Annotated in this window: 20 protein-coding genes and 1 pseudogene; 10 read left to right on the top strand and 11 right to left on the bottom strand. The window is 41.4% G+C overall.

Annotated features, from left to right (window positions below; all coding sequences use genetic code 11):
* Window positions 1-392: 392 nt before the first annotated feature.
* From P20311_RS14540 to P20311_RS14520, 5 genes are all read right to left on the bottom strand, one after another.
* A complete protein-coding gene (locus tag P20311_RS14540; protein ID WP_008114226.1) occupies window positions 393-1,583 on the bottom strand; it encodes a dipeptidase in 1,191 nt (396 codons plus the stop codon).
* Window positions 1,584-1,643: 60 nt separating this feature from the next.
* Complete coding sequence (locus P20311_RS14535) at window positions 1,644-1,889, bottom strand: YheU family protein (RefSeq protein WP_008114225.1); 246 nt, start codon at window positions 1,887-1,889, stop codon at window positions 1,644-1,646.
* Window positions 1,890-1,891: 2 nt separating this feature from the next.
* Window positions 1,892-2,878 carry a hydrolase gene (locus P20311_RS14530; RefSeq protein ID WP_008114224.1) on the bottom strand — a complete coding sequence of 329 codons (987 nt, stop codon included), beginning with the start codon at window positions 2,876-2,878 and terminating at the stop codon, window positions 1,892-1,894.
* 776 nt (window positions 2,879-3,654) lie between these two features.
* Window positions 3,655-4,068, bottom strand: coding sequence for a TIGR02444 family protein (locus P20311_RS14525; RefSeq protein WP_008114222.1), 414 nt, complete (start codon window positions 4,066-4,068; stop codon window positions 3,655-3,657).
* Window positions 4,052-5,974, bottom strand: a complete 1,923-nt coding sequence (locus P20311_RS14520; RefSeq protein WP_008114220.1) for an ATP-binding cassette domain-containing protein — start codon at window positions 5,972-5,974, stop codon at window positions 4,052-4,054. The genes P20311_RS14525 and P20311_RS14520 overlap by 17 nt, the downstream gene beginning before the upstream one ends.
* 132 nt (window positions 5,975-6,106) lie before the next feature.
* On the opposite strand from P20311_RS14520, the gene P20311_RS14515 reads away from it, so the two are divergent.
* The gene (locus P20311_RS14515; RefSeq protein ID WP_008114218.1) at window positions 6,107-6,310 is read left to right on the top strand and encodes a YheV family putative zinc ribbon protein; all 204 of its coding nucleotides are present in this window, start codon (window positions 6,107-6,109) and stop codon (window positions 6,308-6,310) included.
* A 17-nt stretch (window positions 6,311-6,327) separates the two neighbouring features.
* Here P20311_RS14515 and P20311_RS14510 read toward each other — a convergent pair whose 3' ends face one another.
* Together P20311_RS14510 and P20311_RS14505 are read right to left on the bottom strand one after the other, a co-directional pair.
* Complete coding sequence (locus tag P20311_RS14510) at window positions 6,328-6,543, bottom strand: SlyX family protein (protein ID WP_008465625.1); 216 nt, start codon at window positions 6,541-6,543, stop codon at window positions 6,328-6,330.
* Window positions 6,530-7,528 carry a WD40 repeat domain-containing protein gene (locus tag P20311_RS14505; RefSeq protein ID WP_008114214.1) on the bottom strand — a complete coding sequence of 333 codons (999 nt, stop codon included), beginning with the start codon at window positions 7,526-7,528 and terminating at the stop codon, window positions 6,530-6,532. Before P20311_RS14505 ends, P20311_RS14510 begins: the two co-directional genes overlap by 14 nt.
* 195 nt (window positions 7,529-7,723) lie before the next feature.
* Between P20311_RS14505 and fkpA the strand changes: the two genes are divergently transcribed.
* Window positions 7,724-8,482, top strand: coding sequence for an FKBP-type peptidyl-prolyl cis-trans isomerase (gene fkpA / locus P20311_RS14500; protein WP_008114212.1), 759 nt, complete (start codon window positions 7,724-7,726; stop codon window positions 8,480-8,482).
* A 59-nt stretch (window positions 8,483-8,541) separates the two neighbouring features.
* On the opposite strand, the pseudogene rsd reads toward fkpA, so the two are convergent.
* Window positions 8,542-9,013 (bottom strand): annotated as a pseudogene (gene rsd / locus P20311_RS14495) (sigma D regulator).
* Between the two features lie 504 nt (window positions 9,014-9,517).
* Between rsd and hemE the strand changes: the two are divergent.
* Window positions 9,518-10,582, top strand: a complete 1,065-nt coding sequence (gene hemE, locus P20311_RS14490) for a uroporphyrinogen decarboxylase (protein ID WP_008114207.1) — start codon at window positions 9,518-9,520, stop codon at window positions 10,580-10,582.
* Between the two features lie 69 nt (window positions 10,583-10,651).
* Here the strand turns inward: hemE and sthA are convergent, their stop codons facing one another.
* Together sthA and P20311_RS14480 are read right to left on the bottom strand one after the other, a co-directional pair.
* Entirely contained in the window at window positions 10,652-12,082 is a 1,431-nt protein-coding gene (gene sthA / locus P20311_RS14485; protein ID WP_008114205.1) for a Si-specific NAD(P)(+) transhydrogenase, read from the bottom strand.
* Between the two features lie 13 nt (window positions 12,083-12,095).
* Window positions 12,096-13,229 carry a fatty acid desaturase gene (locus tag P20311_RS14480; RefSeq protein ID WP_008114204.1) on the bottom strand — a complete coding sequence of 378 codons (1,134 nt, stop codon included), beginning with the start codon at window positions 13,227-13,229 and terminating at the stop codon, window positions 12,096-12,098.
* 130 nt (window positions 13,230-13,359) lie between these two features.
* On the opposite strand from P20311_RS14480, the gene fabR reads away from it, so the two are divergent.
* From fabR to P20311_RS14450, 6 genes are all read left to right on the top strand, one after another.
* Entirely contained in the window at window positions 13,360-13,977 is a 618-nt protein-coding gene (fabR, locus tag P20311_RS14475; RefSeq protein WP_008114202.1) for an HTH-type transcriptional repressor FabR, read from the top strand.
* A 396-nt stretch (window positions 13,978-14,373) separates the two neighbouring features.
* Window positions 14,374-15,927 carry a 2-isopropylmalate synthase gene (gene leuA, locus P20311_RS14470; RefSeq protein WP_008114199.1) on the top strand — a complete coding sequence of 518 codons (1,554 nt, stop codon included), beginning with the start codon at window positions 14,374-14,376 and terminating at the stop codon, window positions 15,925-15,927.
* Window positions 15,924-17,000 carry a 3-isopropylmalate dehydrogenase gene (gene leuB / locus P20311_RS14465; protein ID WP_008114197.1) on the top strand — a complete coding sequence of 359 codons (1,077 nt, stop codon included), beginning with the start codon at window positions 15,924-15,926 and terminating at the stop codon, window positions 16,998-17,000. Before leuA ends, leuB begins: the two co-directional genes overlap by 4 nt.
* A gap of 56 nt (window positions 17,001-17,056) precedes the next feature.
* Window positions 17,057-18,457, top strand: a complete 1,401-nt coding sequence (leuC, locus tag P20311_RS14460; protein WP_008114195.1) for a 3-isopropylmalate dehydratase large subunit — start codon at window positions 17,057-17,059, stop codon at window positions 18,455-18,457.
* Window positions 18,457-19,056: a 3-isopropylmalate dehydratase small subunit gene (gene leuD / locus P20311_RS14455; protein WP_008114193.1), complete on the top strand. Its 600-nt coding sequence runs from the start codon at window positions 18,457-18,459 to the stop codon at window positions 19,054-19,056. Before leuC ends, leuD begins: the two co-directional genes overlap by 1 nt.
* Window positions 19,057-19,193: 137 nt before the next feature.
* Complete coding sequence (locus tag P20311_RS14450; protein WP_008114191.1) at window positions 19,194-19,790, top strand: hypothetical protein; 597 nt, start codon at window positions 19,194-19,196, stop codon at window positions 19,788-19,790.
* A gap of 67 nt (window positions 19,791-19,857) precedes the next feature.
* On the opposite strand, the gene P20311_RS14445 is transcribed toward P20311_RS14450, so the two are convergent.
* Window positions 19,858-20,238 (bottom strand): hypothetical protein, encoded by a 381-nt coding sequence (locus tag P20311_RS14445; protein WP_036985243.1) that lies wholly within the window; start codon window positions 20,236-20,238, stop codon window positions 19,858-19,860.
* A gap of 95 nt (window positions 20,239-20,333) precedes the next feature.
* On the opposite strand from P20311_RS14445, the gene P20311_RS14440 reads away from it, so the two are divergent.
* Window positions 20,334-20,777, top strand: coding sequence for a TerB family tellurite resistance protein (locus tag P20311_RS14440; protein ID WP_008114187.1), 444 nt, complete (start codon window positions 20,334-20,336; stop codon window positions 20,775-20,777).
* Window position 20,778: the final 1 nt, after the last annotated feature.

Genomic DNA, 20,778 nt, shown 5'->3' with positions numbered 1-20,778 from the left:
AGGTGCTGGTGTTGTAGCAACTATCGTTGAGTAATAATTAACTTTTAAGTTAATTGTTAGAAAAAGGTCACTTCGGTGGCCTTTTTTAATGTCTGCGATTTACGTCATGTGAAGGTGGCGCTGTTACCTTAGGCGTAGGTGCTTTGTAGCAACTATCGTTGAGTAATAGTTAGCCTAAGCTAATTAATACTAAAAAACCCGAGCTTAGTCTCGGGTTTTTTAATGCCTGAATAAAAGTGTTTAGTTTTCAGCTATCAGTAGCTTGGTGTTAAATTATACTTAACACATAAAAAAGCACGACTTTAAGCCGTGCTATTAATTAAACTTTTTGACAACTGACAACTGACAACTGACAACTGACAACTGACAACTGACAACTGACAGCTTACAAGCTAGTGTTTTTTCGCATACGCTTCGGCTTGCTTCCACACTCTTAGAGTATTGCCACTTAAAATCTTTTTAATATCGGTGTCACTGTAACCTCTGTCCATTAAGCCTTGAACTAGGTTAGGGTAGCTAGATACATCCTTTAAACCGATAGGCAGTGAGTCACCTACACCGTCGTAATCAGAGCCAATACCAACATGATCGATACCAATTAGCTTCACAACGTGATCAATATGATCAAGTACTTGCTCAAGACTAGCAAATGGGAAAGGGTTTTTAGCGCGGTACATAGCATCAAAATCTTTAGCTACTTTGTTGCCTTCTTCAGTAATTGTTTGTTTTTTACTTTTGAATTGATCGTACCAACTTCCGGCTTTTGAAGTAACAAAACTTGAACCAAAGTTAATTTGGATCACACCACCGTTCTTTTTAAGGGCTAACAGCATGTCGTCATTCATATTACGCTCAAAACCCGGTGTGTATTTACGCAGTGATGAGTGTGACGCAATAACAGGTGTATTAGACAATTCCATCACTTGATAAAATGCATCATCCGAAATATGTGATACATCAATTAGCATCCCTATACTGTTCATTTCAGCAACCAGCTCTTTGCCGAATGGGCTTAAGCCTTTCCACTTGCGACGAATATCGTATGATGAGTCAGAAATATGATTGCTTTGCGAGTGAGCTAGGGTGATGTAACGTACGCCACGATCAAAGAAGTGTTGTAGGTTTTTCATTTCGCCCTCGATAGGCGATCCGTTTTCCATACCCATGGCGATTGATATTTTATTGTCCTTAAACTGTTGCTCAATATCTTGTGTTGAGTCAGCAATGGCAAACTTATCTGGAGCGCGAAACGCAATCGCTTCCATACCATCAATCAATTGATTCGCTAACTGGAAACTTTTCCCTTTGCCTTCAAACTCTAAATGGGCAGGAATATAAATCGACATAAATGGCGCATTTAGGCCACCTTTTACTGCGCGAGGGTAGTCAAAATCGCCGCCCTCAGTGGCTTTAGTTACATCCGCCCATTTATCATGAATACGGTAAGGTACATCAATGTGGGTGTCGATTAAAATGGTATCGTGAGCAAGCTTAATTGCTTTATCTGAGGGGGTTATTTCAGCGTGAACTGCGCCGGTTAATGCAATCGACATTGCAGCAACTATTGAGCTTAGTTTTATCATTTATAATGGCTCTTTAAGTTAAAAAAGCCATTGTCTATTTTTACGCCGTGTCTGACAAGTTTACTCGTCGAATTGCGCTTCACTTTGCAGTGCTTTAAATTCACTTTTAGAGATTATGGTGACCGATTCGTGCAGTTCAGAGAAAAACACCATGGCTTCGCCGCTTTTTAATTGCTGATTAACTTGCGCCACTTTACTTTCAATACTGAATTCTTGTTCGCCATAATCTGTGCCTTCACGCAGTACATAGCTTTCAATTAGGTTGTACAGTGTGTCTTTATCAAGTTGTTCAAAAGGAATAATCATAGTCACTCTTTATCGGTGTTATTAAATACACATTGCTTAAAATAATTAGGCACCACTTGCTCTAACCAATACACCGGTTTAAACGGGTTGTTACCGCTAATAAAACCAACGTGGCCGCCTTTTTCAGAGATACGCAGCGTAACATGCTTACTTACATCCTGACTACTTGGAACCGCTTTAATCGATAGCATAGGGTCGTCTTTGGCATGAATAATTAGTGTGGGTTTCGCAATATTTTTTAAATACGGCATTGCACTGGCTTTTTCGTAGTAATCGTGTGCATTTTCAAAACCATGTAACGGTGCTGTAAGCTGGTTATCGAACTCTAATAAATCATCAATTTCCATTAATTGATCAGTGGTGATCGGTATCTGCTGTTTAATTTGCGGTAACTTACGTTGCATCGATTTTTTCATTCGATCGAGCAAGTATTTTTGATAAATTTTCCCCAAGCTTTTACGAATAACATCACTAGATGATGACAAATCATAGGGCGCAGATATCACGGCGGCTGCACTAAGCGGGCAGTGAATCTGTTCTTCACCTAAGTACTTAGCCAGTACATTCCCACCTAATGAAAAACCCACCGCCACAATCGGACGAGCTGTAAATTGTTGTTTTAAATGATTAATAAAAAAAGCTAAATCGGCGGTGTCGCCACTATGGTAGGCTCTTGGTAAGCGATTTACTTCGGTTGAGCAGTTTCTAAAGTGCATCAACACCACAGCAAAGCCTTGCTTTTTTAATGCCTTCATCATGCCTTTGGCATAAAAACTATTTATGTTGCCTTCAAGTCCATGAAGTACCACTGCAAGTGGGGCTGTTTCGTTATGCGGGAGTGACCAAGCAAGCTCGATAAAGTCACCGTCGGGGGTATCAAGTTGCGCAAGTTCGTAGCGAGTATGGTGAAAAGGGCGAAAAAAACGCGGCATTATGGTTTGAACGTGTCGGTTGGTCATCCACCATGCGGGTTTGAACTTAGGGATCATGTCTGTACTACGCACTTTGCAATAAACGAAGCGCTAGTGTAGCAAATTTTTTATATTTAAAAATAAAAAGCGCCTAATCAGTAAACTAATAAGGCGCTTTGTGCGTCGTGCTTAATGCTGTTCTTTAATGTCTGCATCGTGTACTTTTTTCATGAAAAAATACACAAAGAAGAGGCATAAACTAATAACGACGCCTAAAAATCCAAATGATAAAAATAGTACTGGGTCGCTAAAAAAATCTCTAAAGAATACGTCCATAATTGCCTCCTGATGTCTATGGGGTAATCATAGGCTGGCTCAGCGGTGCTTGGTATGATCCAGATCAAGCTATTTTCCTGATTATAAAAAGAGCCGTAAAGAAGTTGATTTGGATCAAGTTGGTTGGATAGAGCATAACGAAACCCAACGAGAGCTAATGATAAAAAGCAGTTACAAGGTAATGAATTACTGTGGATTGTCATTTATGACGATAATTTTTGCTGTAATTGTTTTCCTCTAAAGCGTAGCGTCTCTAAACCTCTTTGTGAGTCAGTCATTTAAAGATCTTTTTGCACAAAGAGAACAGAATGAGAAGTAAATGAGGGCAGACCCAAACAGCAAGGCAGTTAATTTTTTAGCTTTTTACAGTTCCCTCTAAAAGCGCAGTGTCTCTTACACTCTTTGTGAATAAGTTACTTAAGATCCTTGATACACAAAGAGAAAACAATGAGTAGCAAATGAGGGTAACCAGGCTGCTGATCGCTGACAGCCAAAACGAATAGCTAGGAACGAATAGCTTACAAATACAGCGCACTATTATCTGGCGCTGTGCATGCTAATAACTCAAGCCTATTAACTGCATTGATCAACATCTGTTGCTGCTGTTTTTCAAGCTTGAGCTCAGCACTGAGTAGCTCTTTACGAATTACAGCGTAATCGGCAATCTCGGTTTGATTGGCTTTTAAATAGGCGCGTGTGGCTCGTAGGGGCTTCAATGCCAGCTTATCAAACTCACTAATTGATTGCTCAAGCTTATTTAGTTGTGTTTGGCTAATTGTTAGATTGAGAGAATCTAGGTAATACAACAACAAACACAGGTTTACGTTTTTACCTTGCTGGGTTTGGTAATTTAATAGGCGCGCTTGCATGCCATCTTCGCTATAAAGCTGACATGCAAATTGCCAAAAGTTGTCGCTATTGAGCAAGTTCATCGGCGAATGCCTGCTCTTTTTGTTCCATTTCTTCAAGGGCCATAAGTAGATCTTCTTCAACATCGTTAAGCTTAGGCGTAAGTGTGGCTTGTTTAGTAATTAACTCTTTAAGCTTGCCTTTATTTTCGTCGTTATAAAGAGTGTTATCGCCTAGCGCCTCTTCAACGTCAGCTAGTTCTGCAGCAAATTTATCTAATTGCTTTTCAAGTTTTTCAATTTGCTTTTTCAGCGGCTGAATTGCCTTTCTAAACTCGGCCTCTAAGCGTTTTTGCTCTTTACGGTTAACTTGAGAGTGGGCTTTTGGTTCTTCGTCGGTGTCGTTTTTAGCGGCTTCTTTATTTGCATTAAGTAGCCACTGATAATACGCGTCTAGGTCGTAGCCAAATTGAGTGACCTCGCCATTATCAACTAAATAAAATTCATCGGCGGTATTTTTAAGCATATGGCGATCATGCGATACCGTGACCATAGCGCCTTCAAAGCCTTGTAATGCCATAACTAAAGCGTGGCGCATTTCTAAATCAAGGTGGTTGGTTGGCTCATCGAGTAGTAGTAAATTTGGTTTTTGATAAACTAACATAGCCAGTACTAAACGGGCTTTTTCACCGCCAGAAAAGGGAGCTACAGGGTCGAGTGCTTTATCGCCTACAAAGGCAAAACCGCCTAAAAAGTCACGCAATGATTGTTCGCTGGCTTTAGGGTTTAAGCGTTGCAGGTGAGTGACGGCACTGGCTTTTAAATCTAGAGACTCAAGTTGATGCTGCGCAAAGTAGCCAATGTTTAAGCCTTGATGCTGAAACACTTCACCTGCTTGAGGCTGTAAGTCACCTGATAGTAATTTAATCAGTGTTGATTTACCTGCGCCATTTCTACCCAGTAGTGCAATACGGCTGCCTGGTACTAAGTTCAGCTTAATACTGTTTAAAATGGTGGCATCGCCATAACCGGCTTTGGCTTTGTCGAGCGTCATTAACGGGTTAGGCAGAGCGGTTGGCTCGGCAAATTCAAAATCAAATGGTGAGTCAACATGTGCTGGGGCAAGTTTTTCCATGCGCTCTAGCGCTTTAACACGGCTTTGTGCCTGTTTGGCTTTACTGGCTTTGGCTTTAAAGCGGGTAATGAACTGCTCTAGGTGGGCAATTTGCTCTTGTTGTTTTTCAAACATGGCTTGCTGCTGCAATAGGCGCTCAGCTTTTTGGCGTTCAAACTGCGAGTAGTTACCTTTGTACACATTAATAAGTTGTTTATCTATATGCCAAATTTGATCAACCACAGCATCTAAAAACTCACGGTCGTGAGAAATAAGTACTAGCGTGCCGGTGTAGGCACGTAAAAAACGCTCGAGCCAATACACGGCATCTAAATCAAGGTGGTTTGTTGGCTCATCCAGTAACAGTAAGTCGGCATCGCGAATAAGCGCTTGGGCTAAGTTTAAGCGCATGCGCCAACCACCCGAAAATGCACTTACCGGGTTTTCTATTTGATTATTAGCAAAGCCTAAACCATGTAACAGCTCACCTGCTTTGGCTTCAATGCTATAGCCTTTAATATTTTCAAGCTGAATATGCACTTTAGCTTGAGTGTCGCCATCGTTATTTTGCTCGGCTTCACGCAACGCAATTCTTAGTGCGTAGTATTCAGGGTGGCCTTGCAGTACGTAATCTATGGCGCTTATTTCAAGGGCGGGAGTTTCTTGCTTTACCGAGGCCAGTGACCAATCTTTAGGAATACTGCAATTACCACCATCTAACGAAAGCTCAGACTTTAATAAACTAAATAGCGTTGACTTACCACAGCCATTGGCACCAACAAGGCCCACTTTGTGCTCTGGGAATAATGTAGCCGATGCATTTTTTAATAAAGCTTTGCCACCGCGAAGCAGTTCTATTTCTGAGATTTGGATCATAAATACGTTACTTTACTGTGCCTTGATTGAATTGCCGCCATTATAACACGGATCTTATTAGCCATATCAATCGTATCAAGTAGGCGAATATTGCGATAAAATAACGTCAGTCAAAACGGTAGGAAAAGCGAAGTGAAACATAAAAAACGATTTATTGCTGGAGCAACGTGTCCTGAGTGTAAAACTATGGATATGTTAATGCTTTACAAAGAGCACGACGTAGAAAAAGTTGAATGTATGCAGTGTGGTCATAAAATGGCTCAACCAGAGCAGGCTGTGCAGGCATCAACACGCCAATTTGAACAGATCATTGGCGTGTTTAATCCAGGCGACTAGCGCCTTGCTAGTGCTGCTTAATAATGCGGCGGCGGTGGCTCTGGCATATTCGACATCATAGGCTGTGATGACTGCGATTCTTTGAGTTTTTCAGCCAGCAACTCGGTTTGGCGCTTTATTTTTGCCAACTGTTGCTGGTGAACTTTTATTTCATCATTTAAAATTTCAATCGTTTCGTCTTGAAAAGCCACTTTAGCCTCAAGTTCCATTAACCGATGTTCAATTGTGTTCATTTGGTTCTCGTATAATAAAGCGCTCAGCGATTCCGCTTGAGCTTTCAGTTAACAATGATTTACCGTTATCTGTAAATGTCACATCAAGTACCACTGCTGATTTTGGCTTGCTGCCTTCTCGCGGGGTCACTTGCCATGTTTGAATTTTTTGACCACTATTTAGCTGCCATAAATCCACTCGTTTGTTTGGTGAACCTGTTGCTAATAAAGTGCCTTGGTCGTTAAAGCGCACCGCAGTAAAAATTTTCTGACGCGCAATATACTTTAGTTTACTGACAAGGTCACCTGTAGTCAGCCTCCATACATTTGCTTGTGCCATACTGTCGGCGGTAAAAGCATAACGCCCTTGAGGATCTAAAGCGACTTGGGTCACTCTGGTTGGGTGATTAAAGCGATGAATAACTTGTCCACTTTGGGTATCCCATAAGTAGGCCACATAATCGTTTGAGCCGCTCAATGCATAGCGCCCATTAGGTGATAGGTCTACGGTGTTTACTTTATCTTGGTGGCCTAAAAATTCAATGCGTCTGCCTGTATTAAGGTTTATAAATACTACAACGCCATCGCTACGCCCGTATACAACACTGTTGCCTTGGTTACTAATGGCAATATCGCGGATGCTGGCTTTTTGTATTTTATAAAAACCTTTATTTTTTCCTGAGGCAATATCCCAAACGGCGAAGGTGGTTTTTTCGGCGGTAACAGCCACGCTATTATCAAAAGCAATGGCTACAGCGTAAACAAGGCTATCTTGCGCTTGTTGTTGAAACCATTGGTATTTAAGCGCTTGCTGTTGATTATCCCAAAGGGCGACCCCATGATTGATAGAAGACACTAAGCTGTATTGACCATCATGCGATAGTGCGGATGAGAAAGCACCTTGTGCCGTGTGCTCAAAACTAGCCACTGCTTGTTGTTTTTCATCACTACATGCAATTGTTAATAAACAGCAGGTAGCAACTAAAAAAGTACGAAATAACGACATATTACAGGTATTTCCTCTTAACTCTTCGTGACTGAGAGGTTAGACTAGGTTGCGAAAAACGCCTAGGTTGTTTGTCTAATCACTGGATATGTTTTTAGTTTAGCTATTAAACAAGCAGCCTACCATGTAGGCCGTTAATCTTTAACTAGTAATATTACAATAAATGACAACTGCAAAGTGTGTCGGAGATTTAAAATGAGAAAGACGATTAAATTGTCATTGATTGCAGCGTCAGTTTTAGCGCTTACAGCTTGTAATCAAGAAGCAAAAAAAGAGCAAGCAGACGTTAAGCTAGATACTGTAGCGCAACAACAAGCATACGGTATTGGTGCATCTGTAGGTAACTTTTTAAATAAAGACCTAGCAGATAAAAAAGAGATTGGTATCGAATTAGATCAAGCATTATTAATGCGTGGCTTTGAAGATGCACTTGCTGGTAATGCTAAAATTGACGAAGAGAAAATTCGTGAAGTTTTAACAGCATTAGATGAGTCAGTGCGTACTAAACAAGAAGAAAAAGCAAAAGTAGAGTCTGAAAAAAGCAAAGTTGAGGGTGAAAAATACCTAACTGAGAATGCTAAAAAAGAAGGCGTAATGGTTACTGAGTCTGGTTTACAGTACGAAGTAATGAGCGAAGGCGAAGGCGAAGGCGCTAAGCCAGTAGCGACTGACGTAGTTAAAGTGCATTATAAAGGTACTCTTTTAGACGGTACTGAATTTGATAGCTCTTACTCACGCAACGAGCCAACAACTTTCCCACTAAACCGTGTTATTCCTGGTTGGACTGAAGGTTTACAACTTATGAATGTTGGTTCTAAGTACAAATTTACCATTCCTTCAGATCTTGCTTACGGTGATCGTGATTTAGGTAAAATTCCTGCTAATTCAACACTTATTTTTGAAGTTGAATTATTAGAAATTCAAAATGATGCAGAAGCTGCCGCTGCAGAATAAGTATTTATATAAAACAAAAAAGGGACCTAGGTCCCTTTTTTATTGCACTGAATAACTGATTAATCTGCGTGATTAGAATATAAGTTATCAATTAACTCATCTTCAAGTGCAAAGCGCGCTTCCAGTGCTTCACCCATTACCGATAGGTCATTATCAAATCCTACTAATAAATCTTCAGCGTCTACTTCAGCGTATTTATCGTTAAAATCCAGAGCAATGTCTGTGGTATCTGAAATACGTGGGTATATAGTATTTGCCAGTTGTTGGCTTTCTAGGCCTTTCTTTTCGCAAGCTTTAGCAATATCGTCGTACACTTCAAAGTGCCCAGCCGATAGATAATCCATCAATATTTGGCAAAAAGCTTGAATTTGAGACGGTTCAGGCAAAGACTGATCTTTTTTCTCGTAAGGTGAAAAGCCTGCAATTTTACAGTAAAGTACAATCAGCTCTTGGCGTTCGTTTAACCAATTGTCGATGACCGTATGGCCTACCCCCCCACTTTTGTTGAGCTTTTTCTACACGCTTCAGCATAATTCTTCTCCTAAGCTGGGTTGGATTTTAAATTGGTAATAAAGTTTCTATCATCCAAGATATATTTAATTGGCGTGTATATCAACAAGTAAAATAGATGTAGTACCACAGAGGGTTTTGTTTAAGGTATAAGTTGTAAGTAATTTATTTCAGGCAAGAAAAAACCACCTATTACGGTGGTTTAATTTCTTTATTAGACTTGTTTAAACAAGCATTCTTATTTTTATTAGGGATTTTTATTATTTTTATATTAACAATTTTTGTTATTGTTTTGTTAACGCGGGAGTAACAATATCAAGCTTTTTTAGATGTTGCAAATAGTTTAATGAAAAGTTTTTATTATTAACGTTTGTTTGGTTGTTTTATGTACAAAACAACATGAAAATTAAAAATTACTTGATCTAGCGCTACTCTAAGGCGATTTAATCGCTTAGCGATAGAGGGGGGGCAAATATGGTGGTACAATCTTGCACAATTTCTAAAAGCCCTAGGACTCTATACGCTATGAGCGAATTAAAAAACGACCGTTATTTACGTGCCCTTGCCAAGCAACCTGTTGATGTCACGCCAGTATGGATGATGCGTCAAGCTGGACGTTATTTACCTGAATACCGTGCTACACGTGCACAAGCGGGCGATTTTATGAGCCTGTGTAGAAATGCTGAGTTAGCCTGTGAAGTAACATTACAGCCTCTGCGTCGTTACCCGTTAGATGCCGCTATTTTATTTAGTGATATTTTAACTATTCCAGATGCAATGGGATTAGGCTTGTACTTTGAAACAGGTGAAGGCCCTAAGTTTGAACGCCCAATTTCATCATTAGCCGATGTTAAAAAAATTCCTAAACTTGATCCTACCGATGAGCTTGGCTATGTAATGAATGCTGTAAGCACTATTCGTCGTGAGCTTAAAGGTGAAGTGCCATTAATTGGTTTCTCGGGTTCACCTTGGACACTTGCAACTTATATGGTTGAAGGCGGAAGCAGTAAGGTTTTTGGTAAAATCAAAAAAATGGCGTTTGCTGAGCCACAAACACTGCATTTACTACTTGATAAGCTAGCTGATTCAGTGATTGATTACTTAAACGCGCAAGTTAAAGCGGGTGCACAATCACTGATGATATTTGACTCATGGGGCGGTGTATTGAGCCCGCGTGACTACAATGAGTTTTCACTGCAGTATATGCATAAAATCGTTGATGGTTTAATTCGCGAAAATGATGGCCGTAAAGTACCGGTTACCTTGTTCACTAAAAATGGTGGCCAATGGATTGAGGCAATTGCAGCAACAGGTTGTGATGCAGTAGGCCTAGATTGGACTATTAATATTGGTGATGCAAAACGTCGTGTTGGCGATAAAGTGGCGCTACAAGGCAATATGGACCCTTCAATGCTACACGGCACGCCAGATCGTATTCGCCAAGAAGTGGGTACGATTTTAGAAGACTTTGGCACTGGCAATGGTCATGTATTTAACTTAGGGCATGGTATTACACCAGATGTTGACCCAGAAAATGCGGGTGTATTTATTAACGCTGTGCATGAGCTAAGTGCGCAATATCATAAGTAAGTTATGAACTAACAATAAAAAGCCCGCTAATTAGCGGGCTTTTTTGTGCAAACTATTTTACTTAAGCACTTATTTAAACAAGCGGTTTAAGCCATTTAATGCCGCAACTCGATAAGCTTCTGCCATTGTTGGGTAGTTAAACGTAGTATTTACAAAGTAGTCGATGGTATTGCCACCATTTTTTTGTTCCATTATAGCTTGGCCAATGTGAACAATCTCAGAGGCACGCTCACCAAAGCAATGCACCCCAAGTACTTCCTTGGTTTCTGTATGGAACAATATTTTTAAACTACCCACATCGGTACCTGCAATTTGTGCACGTGCTAAGTGTTTAAATTGCGCACGTCCCACTTCGTACGGTACTTTTGCGGCAGTTAATTGCTGCTCTGTTTTACCTACTGAACTCATTTCAGGAATAGTATAAATACCGGCTGGGATATCAATAATCAGCTTTTCATCGCAGTTACCACAAGCGATGGCATCTGCTGCAATTCGACCTTGGTCAAAGGCAGCACTAGCAAGGCTTGGGTAGCCAATAACATCGCCTACCGCATATACGTTGTCTATTTCTGTTTGGTAGGTTTCGTTTACTTTTACTTGTCCGCGGCTATCTGCTTTTAAGCCAATTGCTTCTAAATTCAATGTATCAGTATTACCAGTACGGCCATTGGCAAATAAAATACAGTCAGCCTTTACACGTTTACCCGATTTTAAATGCATAACAACACAGTCATCGCGGGTTTCAATGCGATCAAATTCTTCGTTATGACGAATAACAATGCCACTATTCCAAAAGTGATAGCTAAGCGCATCAGATATTTCAGCATCCATAAACGCAAGTAGGCGATCGCGAGTATTTACTAAATCAACCTTTGCACCTAGCCCTTTGAAGATAGATGCGTATTCACAACCAATTACACCCGCGCCGTATATAAGTACGCGATGCGGGTCGTGTTCAAGGCCTAAAATTGTGTCACTTTCATAAATACGCGAATGGGTGAAATCAACACCTGGTGGGCGATAAGGTCGTGAGCCGGTAGCAATAACAATAGTTTGTGCAGTTAGGCGTTCAGTTGAACCGTCATTACGTCTAATTTCAATAGTGTGCTTATCAACAAAGCTAGCATCGCCTTGAAACATATGAATGCGATTACGATCGTAAAAGCTGCTGCGTAAGTTTGATTGCTTTGAAATTACCGAACTGGCATGGCGCAAAATATCAGGAAAAGTAAGTCTTACTGGGCGCTCGCCTACGTTAAACAAAGGGTTTGCTTTGTATTCAATGTAGCGACTAACCGAATGACGAAGTGCCTTTGAAGGAATGGTTCCCCAGTGAACACAACCACCACCAACAGCAGTTTGACGTTCAATAACCGCTACTTTTTTGTTGCTTTTAGAGAGGTTCATAGCGGTCCCTTCACCGCCAGGACCCGTGCCAATAATGATTGCATCATATTGGTAGCTCACGGGTACTTTTTTCTTTTCTGGTTGTTTGGCCACAGCCACTCCTATTTTAACTAAAAGAGGCTTTTAATAACCTCGCATTAAGTGCTAGCCATGCCTGCTTTTGTGTTTCCCAGGCGGCTTCAAGCTCGTGATATTGTGCCATTAATGCCGACTTTTCACACTGCTTTGCCATATTATTTTTTTTAGCTTCCAACACTTGTTTTTGTAATGAGCAATAATTTTGCAGCTTTTTAAGCAGCAAATCGTACTCTTGTTGTAATAATGTAAGCTTATCTTGCGCTAAAGGCAATTTTGCAAGACGACCTTGTGTTTTACTCATTAAGGTTTCTGCTTTAGCTTTTTCAATGCGCTCAACCGGTGTGCGCTTTAATTTACTCGCTAAACCAATGGCTGCGAGTGAGCGGATCATCCATTTTGTTGGGTCGTAATGAAACCATTTAATGCCATTGCGGTAATCGCTGGCAAAAATATGATGGAAGTTATGATAACCCTCACCGTAGGTAAACAGTGCTAAAAAGCCATTGTCTCTCGCGGTATTTTTTTCAGTGTAAGGACGTGAACCCCAAATATGTGCTACTGAGTTAATAAAAAAGGTAAAGTGCTGACTCAGCACTAAACGCAATAAGCCTGCTAACAGTAACATGCCCCATACATCACCAAGCATTAAGCCGAGTACTAGCGGTAAACCAACATTCATGGCAATTACCAATTTTAAGTAATGCTTGTGCTGCCACATAACAATTTTATTTCGCTGTAAATCACGACAGTTGCTGTAATCATCGTAGCTGTCGCCTTGGTAGTCGCGAAGCATCCAGCCAATGTGACTGTACCAAAAGCCATTAGTGGCGGCATAAGGGTCTTTAACTGGGTCATCAACTTGACCATGGTGAATTCGATGATCGCTGCTCCAATGCAGCGCACTATTTTGTAGCGCAAAAGCACCACCAAGGGCAAAAATAAATTCAACCGCAGGGTGTGCGTTATAGGTTTTATGTGCCCATAAACGGTGGTAGCCCGCGGTGATCGATAATCCCGCAAAAAACATGCAAGCTACAAAAGCAACCCACTGCGTGCCTGTAAAGCCATAGTTAAACCCATACCAAGGTACAAGTGTAATAGCAGCCAAAAACGTCAGGCTAAAGAAAAGGACGTTGGTCCATATAATTGGTGGTTTTTTCATGTTTATCATTTCTCAGCGTACAACTGTAAGCTAAAATAATATTTCAATCTGCTGCCGTCAAGTATTAGACTGTACTATTAGCTATTTTTTTAATTAAAAATTTATTACAAACTCACTCAGGGAGCTGTTGATGTCGGGTGTTAGAGCACAACAGAAACAAAAAACACGACAAGCATTAATTGAAGCTGCATTTAATCAGCTTAGTGCTGATCATAGCTTTTCTAATTTAAGCTTGCGTGAGGTTGCACGCGAAGCAGGTATTGCGCCTACCTCTTTTTATCGTCACTTTAAAGATATGAACGAGTTGGGCTTAACCATGGTTGATGAAGCGGGTTTAACCCTACGCCAGCTGATGCGCCAAGCACGCAGACGAATAGCCAGTGGTGGCAGTGTAATCAACACCTCTGTGGTTACTTTTATGGAGTTTATTGATAACTCAAGCAATCAGTTTAGACTTTTGTTGCGTGAACGTTCAGGTACCTCAAAAGCATTTAGAGCAGCAGTGGCGCGTGAAGTGAAACACTTTATTTTAGAGCTCGCACATTATTTAGAAAGTGAAACCCCCTGCGATGCTATTCATGCGTATATTCAGGCAGAAGCCATGGTTACTTTGGTATTTAATGCAGGCGCTGAAGCGCTTGATATTGAAGGTCAGCAACGCGATGAACTGATTGAGCGAGTTATATGGCAGTTACGTTATATTACGCGCGGCGCGTCAAATTACGTACGTGCTGAAAATAAAGAATAAATATTAAAAAAGTTAAAATAAGCGCTGTATTTTACAGCGCTTATTAATTTAAACCTGCTACAGGTTTAAGTTGGATATTTTATTCTGTTATCCAATTTTGTTTGAATTTTAAATCCCCATAAAGTCCCCTTTAATTATTTGTTTGGTATTTTTATGCTTGCGCCAACTGCGTTGCAATGATAAAAATAAGCCTCATTGGACACACACACAAGAAAACAGATGCAAACTATTCGCTTAATTACACTAAACCTAAACCTCTTACTGCTGTGGCAAGTGAGCGGGGATTAGTGTGTTTGCATTGAGCTAAACATTAAAAACCCCGCAACCGCGGGGTTTTTTTTATCTCGCAGCAGGGATAAATCGAAATTTGGGTAATACAGGAATTGAGGGGCAGTTATGCAACAGCAAGATAAAGTATGGATTTTTGATACCACCTTACGTGATGGTGAGCAGGCACTAAAAGCAAGCCTAACAGAAGACGATAAAGTTCAACTGGCGCATACCATTAGCCGCTTAAATGTGGATGTAATGGAAGTGGGGTTTCCGGTGTCGAGCCCAGCTGACTTTCGCTCAGTGCAACGTATTGCCACTGAAGTAAAAGGCCCTATTATTTGTGGTTTAGCTCGCTCGGTTGCCAAAGATATCGAGGCCTGTGGCGAAGCACTGCGCACTGCACAGCAAAGCCGTATTCATACTTTTATTGCTACCAGCCCGCTTCACCTTGAGCATAAACTACGTATGAGCTTAGATGATGCAACCGCGATGGCGGTTAAATCAATCAAGCTTGCCCGTAATTACACTGATGATGTGGAATTTTCATGTGAAGACGCAGGGCGTACTCCGCACTGGGATTTATGCAAAATTGTTGAACAAGCTATTAATGCCGGTGCATCCACGATTAACTTGCCAGATACCGTCGGGTTTGTAACGCCAGACGAATACGCGGCGATGATCCGTCATTTAATGAACAACGTGCCAAATATTGATAAAGCCCGTTTAAGTGTGCATTGCCATAATGACTTAGGCTTAGCCGTTGCTAACTCTGTTGCTGCAGTGCAAGCCGGTGCGCGCCAGATCGAATGCACCATTAATGGTATAGGGGAGCGCGCGGGTAATTGTTCGCTTGAAGAAGTGGCGATGATTATGAAAATGCGCAAAGACCATTTAAACGTATATACCGACATAAAAAGCGAAGAAATTTACCGCGCCTCTCGCCAAGTAGCAAAAATTTGTAATATGCCGGTACAGCCAAATAAAGCGATTGTTGGCGAAAATGCGTTTGCCCATAGTTCAGGTATTCACCAAGATGGGGTATTAAAAGCGCAAAATACCTATGAAATTATGTCACCTGAAAGTGTGGGTGTGCCAAGTAATCAATTAAATATGACCTCGCGTTCAGGGCGTCATGTTATAGAGCATCGATTAGAAGAATTAGGTTATCAAAAATCTGATTATGACATGGATAGCTTATACCAAAGTTTCGTTGCGTTAGCTGACCAAAAAGGCACAGTATACGACTACGACCTAGAAGCAATGATTTACTTTAATCAAATCAGCGACAAAGATGAAAAGTATCAATTAGAGTTTGTTCACTCTACGTCAAATTCTCAATCGGTAGCCAGTTCAACTATAAGTTTGTTGATTGATGGCGAAGCAAAACAAGAAGCGGCCACAGGTAATGGTCCAGTTGAAGCCTCATTCGCAGCCATTGAGCGCTTAACTGGTATGAGCGTTGAAATGATTGAATACAATTTAGAGGCCACCGGCCAAGGCGCCAGCTCATTAGGGCAAGTTAATATTATTGCTAAATATGATGGTCGTCCTTACCACGGTGCCGGTATTGCGGCCGATGTGGTCGAAGCCTCTGTACGCGCAATGGTTCGCGTTTATAACTTAATTTATCGAGCACAAAAAGTGTCTGATTTAAAACAACAAAGGAAAGCAGGATGAGTAAAACACATTACAGCGTTGCCGTATTAGCGGGCGACGGTATTGGCCCAGAAGTTATGGCAGCTGCAGAGCAAGTGCTTGATGCAGTCAGTGATAAGTTTGGCTTTACTCTGAACCGTGAACACCATGCTATTGGTGGCGCAGCCATTGATGAATGTGGCAAAGCACTTCCTGATACGACCTTAAAAGCATGTGAAAACGCCGATGCTATTTTATTTGGCTCCGTGGGCGGCCCTAAGTGGGAGCATTTACCACCGAATGACCAACCAGAGCGCGCGTCATTGTTACCACTGCGAAAGCACTTTGGTTTGTTTTGTAACTTACGCCCTGCTCAATTGTTACCCGCATTAAGCGCTGCATCACCACTACGTGCTGATATTAGCGAAAAAGGGTTTGATATTTTGTGTGTGCGCGAGCTAACGGGTGGTATTTATTTTGGTGAGAAAGGCCGCAGTGGCGAAGGGGCAGAAGAAACCGCATTTGACACCCAAACATACTCGCGTAAAGAAATTGAGCGTATTGCACGTTTTGCTTTTGAGGCCGCTAAATTGCGCAGCAATCATGTAACCTCGGTTGATAAAGCCAATGTTTTAGCATCAAGTGTACTTTGGCGTGAAGTAGTCACTGAAGTGAGTAAAGAGTTTCCTGAGGTGAGCTTAGATTATATTTATGTAGATAATGCAGCGATGCAGCTAGTTAAACAGCCTAGCCAGTTTGATGTATTACTGTGCGATAACTTATTTGGCGACATTTTATCGGATGAATGCGCGATGATCACCGGCTCAATGGGGCTATTACCTTCGGCTAGCTTAAATCAATCAGGCTTTGGCTTGTATGAACCCGCGGGTGGCTCAGCGCCCGATATCGCCGGAAAAGGGGTCGCTAACCCTATTGCACAAATTTTAAGTGCCGCATTAATGTTACGTTATTCGTTAGGACAAGATGAAGCGGCTCGCACCATTGAAAAAGCAGTTGCAGAAGCGGTTGAAGCGGGTGTGGGGACGCCTGATATTTATCCGCAGGGCGGCTATACCACCACCGATGTTGCAGCGGCTATCGTTTCACGCATTTAATTATTAAAGCCACAGCACCGTTAGGCTGTGGCTCAATCAGATCAGGGAGTTAGCAAGTGGCTCAAACTTTATACAATAAAATTTGGCAAGCACACACGGTTGCCAGCATCAACGAGCAAACCGATTTACTTTATATTGATCGTCATTTAGTACACGAAGTGACGTCGCCACAAGCATTTGCAGGTTTACGTGAAAAAAATCGTAAAGTGCGCTGTCCAGAAAAAACCATTGCCACCATGGATCATAATGTTTCAACTAAAAGCCGTTCATTAGATGCAGCCAGCGAAGTCTCTAAAAATCAACTAATGGCACTGGATGCAAACTGTAAAGAATTTGGTATTTTGCTGTACGACCTAAATTCAGTAAATCAAGGTATAGTACATGTGATTGGCCCAGAGCAAGGGATCACTTTGCCAGGCACCACCATAGTATGCGGCGATAGTCATACCTCAACCCACGGCGCGTTTGGAGCGCTTGCCCATGGTATTGGAACCTCAGAAGTTGAGCACGTATTAGCTACGCAAACGCTACAGCAAAAAAAGGCTAAGTCGTTAAAAATTCAAATTAACGGTGTGTTACGCCCAACAGTAACTGCTAAAGATTTAATTATGGCGGTTATAGGTAAACTAGGCACTGCTGGTGGTACGGGTTATGTGGCTGAATTTTGTGGTGAAGGCATAGAGGCGCTTTCGATGGAAGCGCGTATGACGCTATGTAATATGAGTATTGAAATGGGTGCCAAGGCCGGTTTAATTGCCCCAGACAAGGTAACGTATGACTACTTAAAAGGGCGCCCATTTGCACCAAAAGGCGCTGACTTTGACGCTGCAGTTGCCTACTGGGAAACCTTAAAAACAGATGAGGGCGCAACCTTTGACTTAGAGGTAGAGCTAGATGCTGCTAATATTCAACCACAAATCACCTGGGGGACTAACCCAGAGCAAGTGATTGGCGTTGACGAATGTATTCCAGATCCAGACAAAGAAACTGATTTAATTAAAGCTGATGCCATTCGTAGTGCACTTAAATACATGGGTTTAAAAGCGGGCGATAAGTTATCAACTGCCAAAGTAGACACAGTATTTATTGGCTCATGCACCAACAGCCGCATTGAAGATTTACGCGCCGCTGCAAAAATTGTTGAAGGCAAGCAAGTGGTTGCAGGTATTGAAGCATTAATTGTTCCTGGCTCAGGTTTGGTTAAACAACAAGCAGAAGACGAAGGCCTTGCCGACATATTTAAAGCTGCAGGATTTGAATGGCGTGAGCCGGGTTGTTCTATGTGTTTAGCAATGAATGACGATCGCTTAGGTGCAGGTAAGCGCTGTGCATCTACATCTAACCGTAACTTTGAAGGACGCCAAGGTCGAGGTGGGCGTACACACTTAGTGAGCCCTGCAATGGCGGCAGCGGCAGCAATACATGGCCACTTTGTTGATATTAGAGGAGAAGCCTAATGAGCATTTATTTTAGTGGCTTAATGGCCCCACTTGATAAAAACAATGTCGATACCGACCAAATTATTCCAAAGCAGTTTTTAACTTCAACCAGCCGTGATGGTTTTGATGCTGCGCTATTTTACGATTGGCGTTATTTAGATAATGGCGAGGCAAACCCTGAATTTATTTTAAATCGTCCTTGTTACCAAGGTGCGCAAATATTATTAACGCGCGATAATTTTGGTTGTGGTTCATCACGTGAGCACGCACCATGGGCGCTTAAACAATATGGTTTTGAAGTGATTTTGGCTGAAAGCTTTGCTGATATTTTCTTTAATAACTGTGGTAATAACCAAATGCTTGCTATTGCATTGCCAGCGCAAATATTAGAAGACTTATTTGTGTTAAGTGAGCAGCATGACGATATTCACATTGATGTGGATTTAGAAAACCAGCAATTGCGCAGCAATAAATTTGCGCCAATCAGCTTTGATATTCGCAAAGACGTGAAAGAGCGTTTATTAAGTGGCTTAGACTTTATCGGTGTAACCGAGACCCTGAATCCGCAAATAGATGCGTTTGAAGCAAAACTTGCCGCTGAGCGTCCTTGGCAATAGTGGCTTAAAAGTTATTAAATAATGAAACGCGGCATAAGCCGCGTTTTTTTATTGCTGTCAGATGCTGTTCATCGTGATTACTGTCTTTGTGTTTGTTTAAACGCTAAGCTAATTTTTTACATGTTTAGGGATACATTATGAAATTATTAACAGCTGCAGCATTAATGCTTGCATCAACCGCTGCAATAGCACGCCCAGCGCCTTTAGTATCAATTCCAAGCCATGATGGCTTTTTTGATAATATTGCTGCCCATTGTGGTAAAGCTTTTGAAGGTAAAGTAACGGTTGATAATGCCACAGGGCCGAGTTCATTTGCCGATAAAAAATTAGTTATGCATGTGCGTAAGTGTAATGAACGTGAGCTACAAGTGCCGTTTCATGTGGGTGATGATGCCTCACGTACGTGGATCATCACAAAAACAGGCAGTGGGTTGAGCCTAAAGCACGATCACCGCCATAAAGATGGTACTGATGATGTATCAACTATGTATGGTGGCCATACGCTTGATGCGGGTTTTGCTAACATGCAGTCATTCCCTGCTGATCAGTATTCAAAAGAGTTATTTGTTAGCCAAGGCATACCACAATCGGTTGGCAATACATGGCAAATGTATATTTACCCTGAAAAGTTCACTTACCGACTCATTCGCCAAGGTCGCGAATTCCGCGTTGACTTTGATTTAACTAAGCCTATCACACCACCGGCTGCACCATGGGGATATGGTGTTAACTAATCTTTTTTTATATTAAAACCACTGGCTGTTTTAACGCTCAGTGGTTTTATGGAAGCATAACGAGGTGTTATTTCTTTGAGGTTTTTTCTGCAGGCATTTCACACTGCACAAATACACTCAGTGGTGGCTGATAAGCGCGTGGTTTAGTTGGAAAGCGCTCATACTCTTGCACGCCTTCAGTTACCTTTAACATGAAAGGGTTATCGCGACATAAACGGTTTGCGTGGCGCAATAAAAACACACTTTGGTTTTTAAAGTGCGAGTAGTCGTCAGACTGTATTTCTAGGTGATAGTTGTTAGTGTCTATTTGCGTTTGTTTGTAATGCACCTTTTCATCAAAGTCATATAGTCGCTGCATTTCAGCTTGCTCTGCCGACACATTCAAACATGCTGTTAATAACATCCAGCTAATACTTCCATATAGATAATGATTGGCTTTTCTGCTCATAAACCTTTAACTCCATCTTGATATTGGGTAGTGTGATCAGCATATCAATTACACCCGTTATGATATAAGTCTAACACCCAAAAAGGGGAAATGTGATGTTCAAACAAATTAAACAGCTTTTTTCGAGTATTGATCAGCAAGATTATGATATTGAACAACATGATTTAAAAACAGCGGTTGCCGCGTTATTAATTGAGGTTATGCGAGCGGATAACGACTTACAGGCAGATGAACAACATACGCTAAGTCTGACATTAAAAAAATATTTTGATTTAACTGATGAAGCAGTTGATGAGTTAACCGAACAAGCAAGCTCAAGTTTAGATGATGCCATTGATTATTTTCAATTTTCAAAGCAAATTAATAATCAATGCAGTGCAAAGCAGCGCATTGAAATAGTTGAACTGCTTTGGCGCTTAGCGTACGCAGACGGTGAACTTGATCCACAAGAAGAATACGTTATTCGTCGCGTTGCAAACTTGTTGTATGTTACCCATGAAGACTTTATTGCTGCAAAGCTTGCAGCAACAAAGTTATAGC

Origin of the sequence: Pseudoalteromonas sp. BSi20311, from assembly GCF_000239875.1 — a bacterium.
Taxonomy (GTDB): domain Bacteria; phylum Pseudomonadota; class Gammaproteobacteria; order Enterobacterales; family Alteromonadaceae; genus Pseudoalteromonas.
Note: the sequence above shows the minus strand (reverse complement) of the source record. Positions and strands in the feature narration are given on the sequence as shown.

Bases quoted from the DNA above. Each gene is read 5' to 3' on its own strand.
- P20311_RS14540 (WP_008114226.1), bottom strand. From the start codon at position 1,583: ATGATAAAACTAAGCTCAATAGTTGCTGCAATGTCGATTGCATTAACC.
- P20311_RS14535 (WP_008114225.1), bottom strand. From the start codon at position 1,889: ATGATTATTCCTTTTGAACAACTTGATAAAGACACACTGTACAACCTA.
- P20311_RS14530 (WP_008114224.1), bottom strand. From the start codon at position 2,878: ATGATCCCTAAGTTCAAACCCGCATGGTGGATGACCAACCGACACGTT.
- P20311_RS14525 (WP_008114222.1), bottom strand. From the start codon at position 4,068: ATGAACTTGCTCAATAGCGACAACTTTTGGCAATTTGCATGTCAGCTT.
- P20311_RS14520 (WP_008114220.1), bottom strand. From the start codon at position 5,974: ATGATCCAAATCTCAGAAATAGAACTGCTTCGCGGTGGCAAAGCTTTA.
- P20311_RS14510 (WP_008465625.1), bottom strand. From the start codon at position 6,543: ATGAACACAATTGAACATCGGTTAATGGAACTTGAGGCTAAAGTGGCT.
- P20311_RS14505 (WP_008114214.1), bottom strand. From the start codon at position 7,528: ATGTCGTTATTTCGTACTTTTTTAGTTGCTACCTGCTGTTTATTAACA.
- fkpA (WP_008114212.1), top strand. From the start codon at position 7,724: ATGAGAAAGACGATTAAATTGTCATTGATTGCAGCGTCAGTTTTAGCG.
- hemE (WP_008114207.1), top strand. From the start codon at position 9,518: ATGAGCGAATTAAAAAACGACCGTTATTTACGTGCCCTTGCCAAGCAA.
- P20311_RS14480 (WP_008114204.1), bottom strand. From the start codon at position 13,229: ATGAAAAAACCACCAATTATATGGACCAACGTCCTTTTCTTTAGCCTG.
- fabR (WP_008114202.1), top strand. From the start codon at position 13,360: ATGTCGGGTGTTAGAGCACAACAGAAACAAAAAACACGACAAGCATTA.
- leuA (WP_008114199.1), top strand. From the start codon at position 14,374: ATGCAACAGCAAGATAAAGTATGGATTTTTGATACCACCTTACGTGAT.
- leuB (WP_008114197.1), top strand. From the start codon at position 15,924: ATGAGTAAAACACATTACAGCGTTGCCGTATTAGCGGGCGACGGTATT.
- leuD (WP_008114193.1), top strand. From the start codon at position 18,457: ATGAGCATTTATTTTAGTGGCTTAATGGCCCCACTTGATAAAAACAAT.
- P20311_RS14450 (WP_008114191.1), top strand. From the start codon at position 19,194: ATGAAATTATTAACAGCTGCAGCATTAATGCTTGCATCAACCGCTGCA.
- P20311_RS14445 (WP_036985243.1), bottom strand. From the start codon at position 20,238: ATGAGCAGAAAAGCCAATCATTATCTATATGGAAGTATTAGCTGGATG.
- P20311_RS14440 (WP_008114187.1), top strand. From the start codon at position 20,334: ATGTTCAAACAAATTAAACAGCTTTTTTCGAGTATTGATCAGCAAGAT.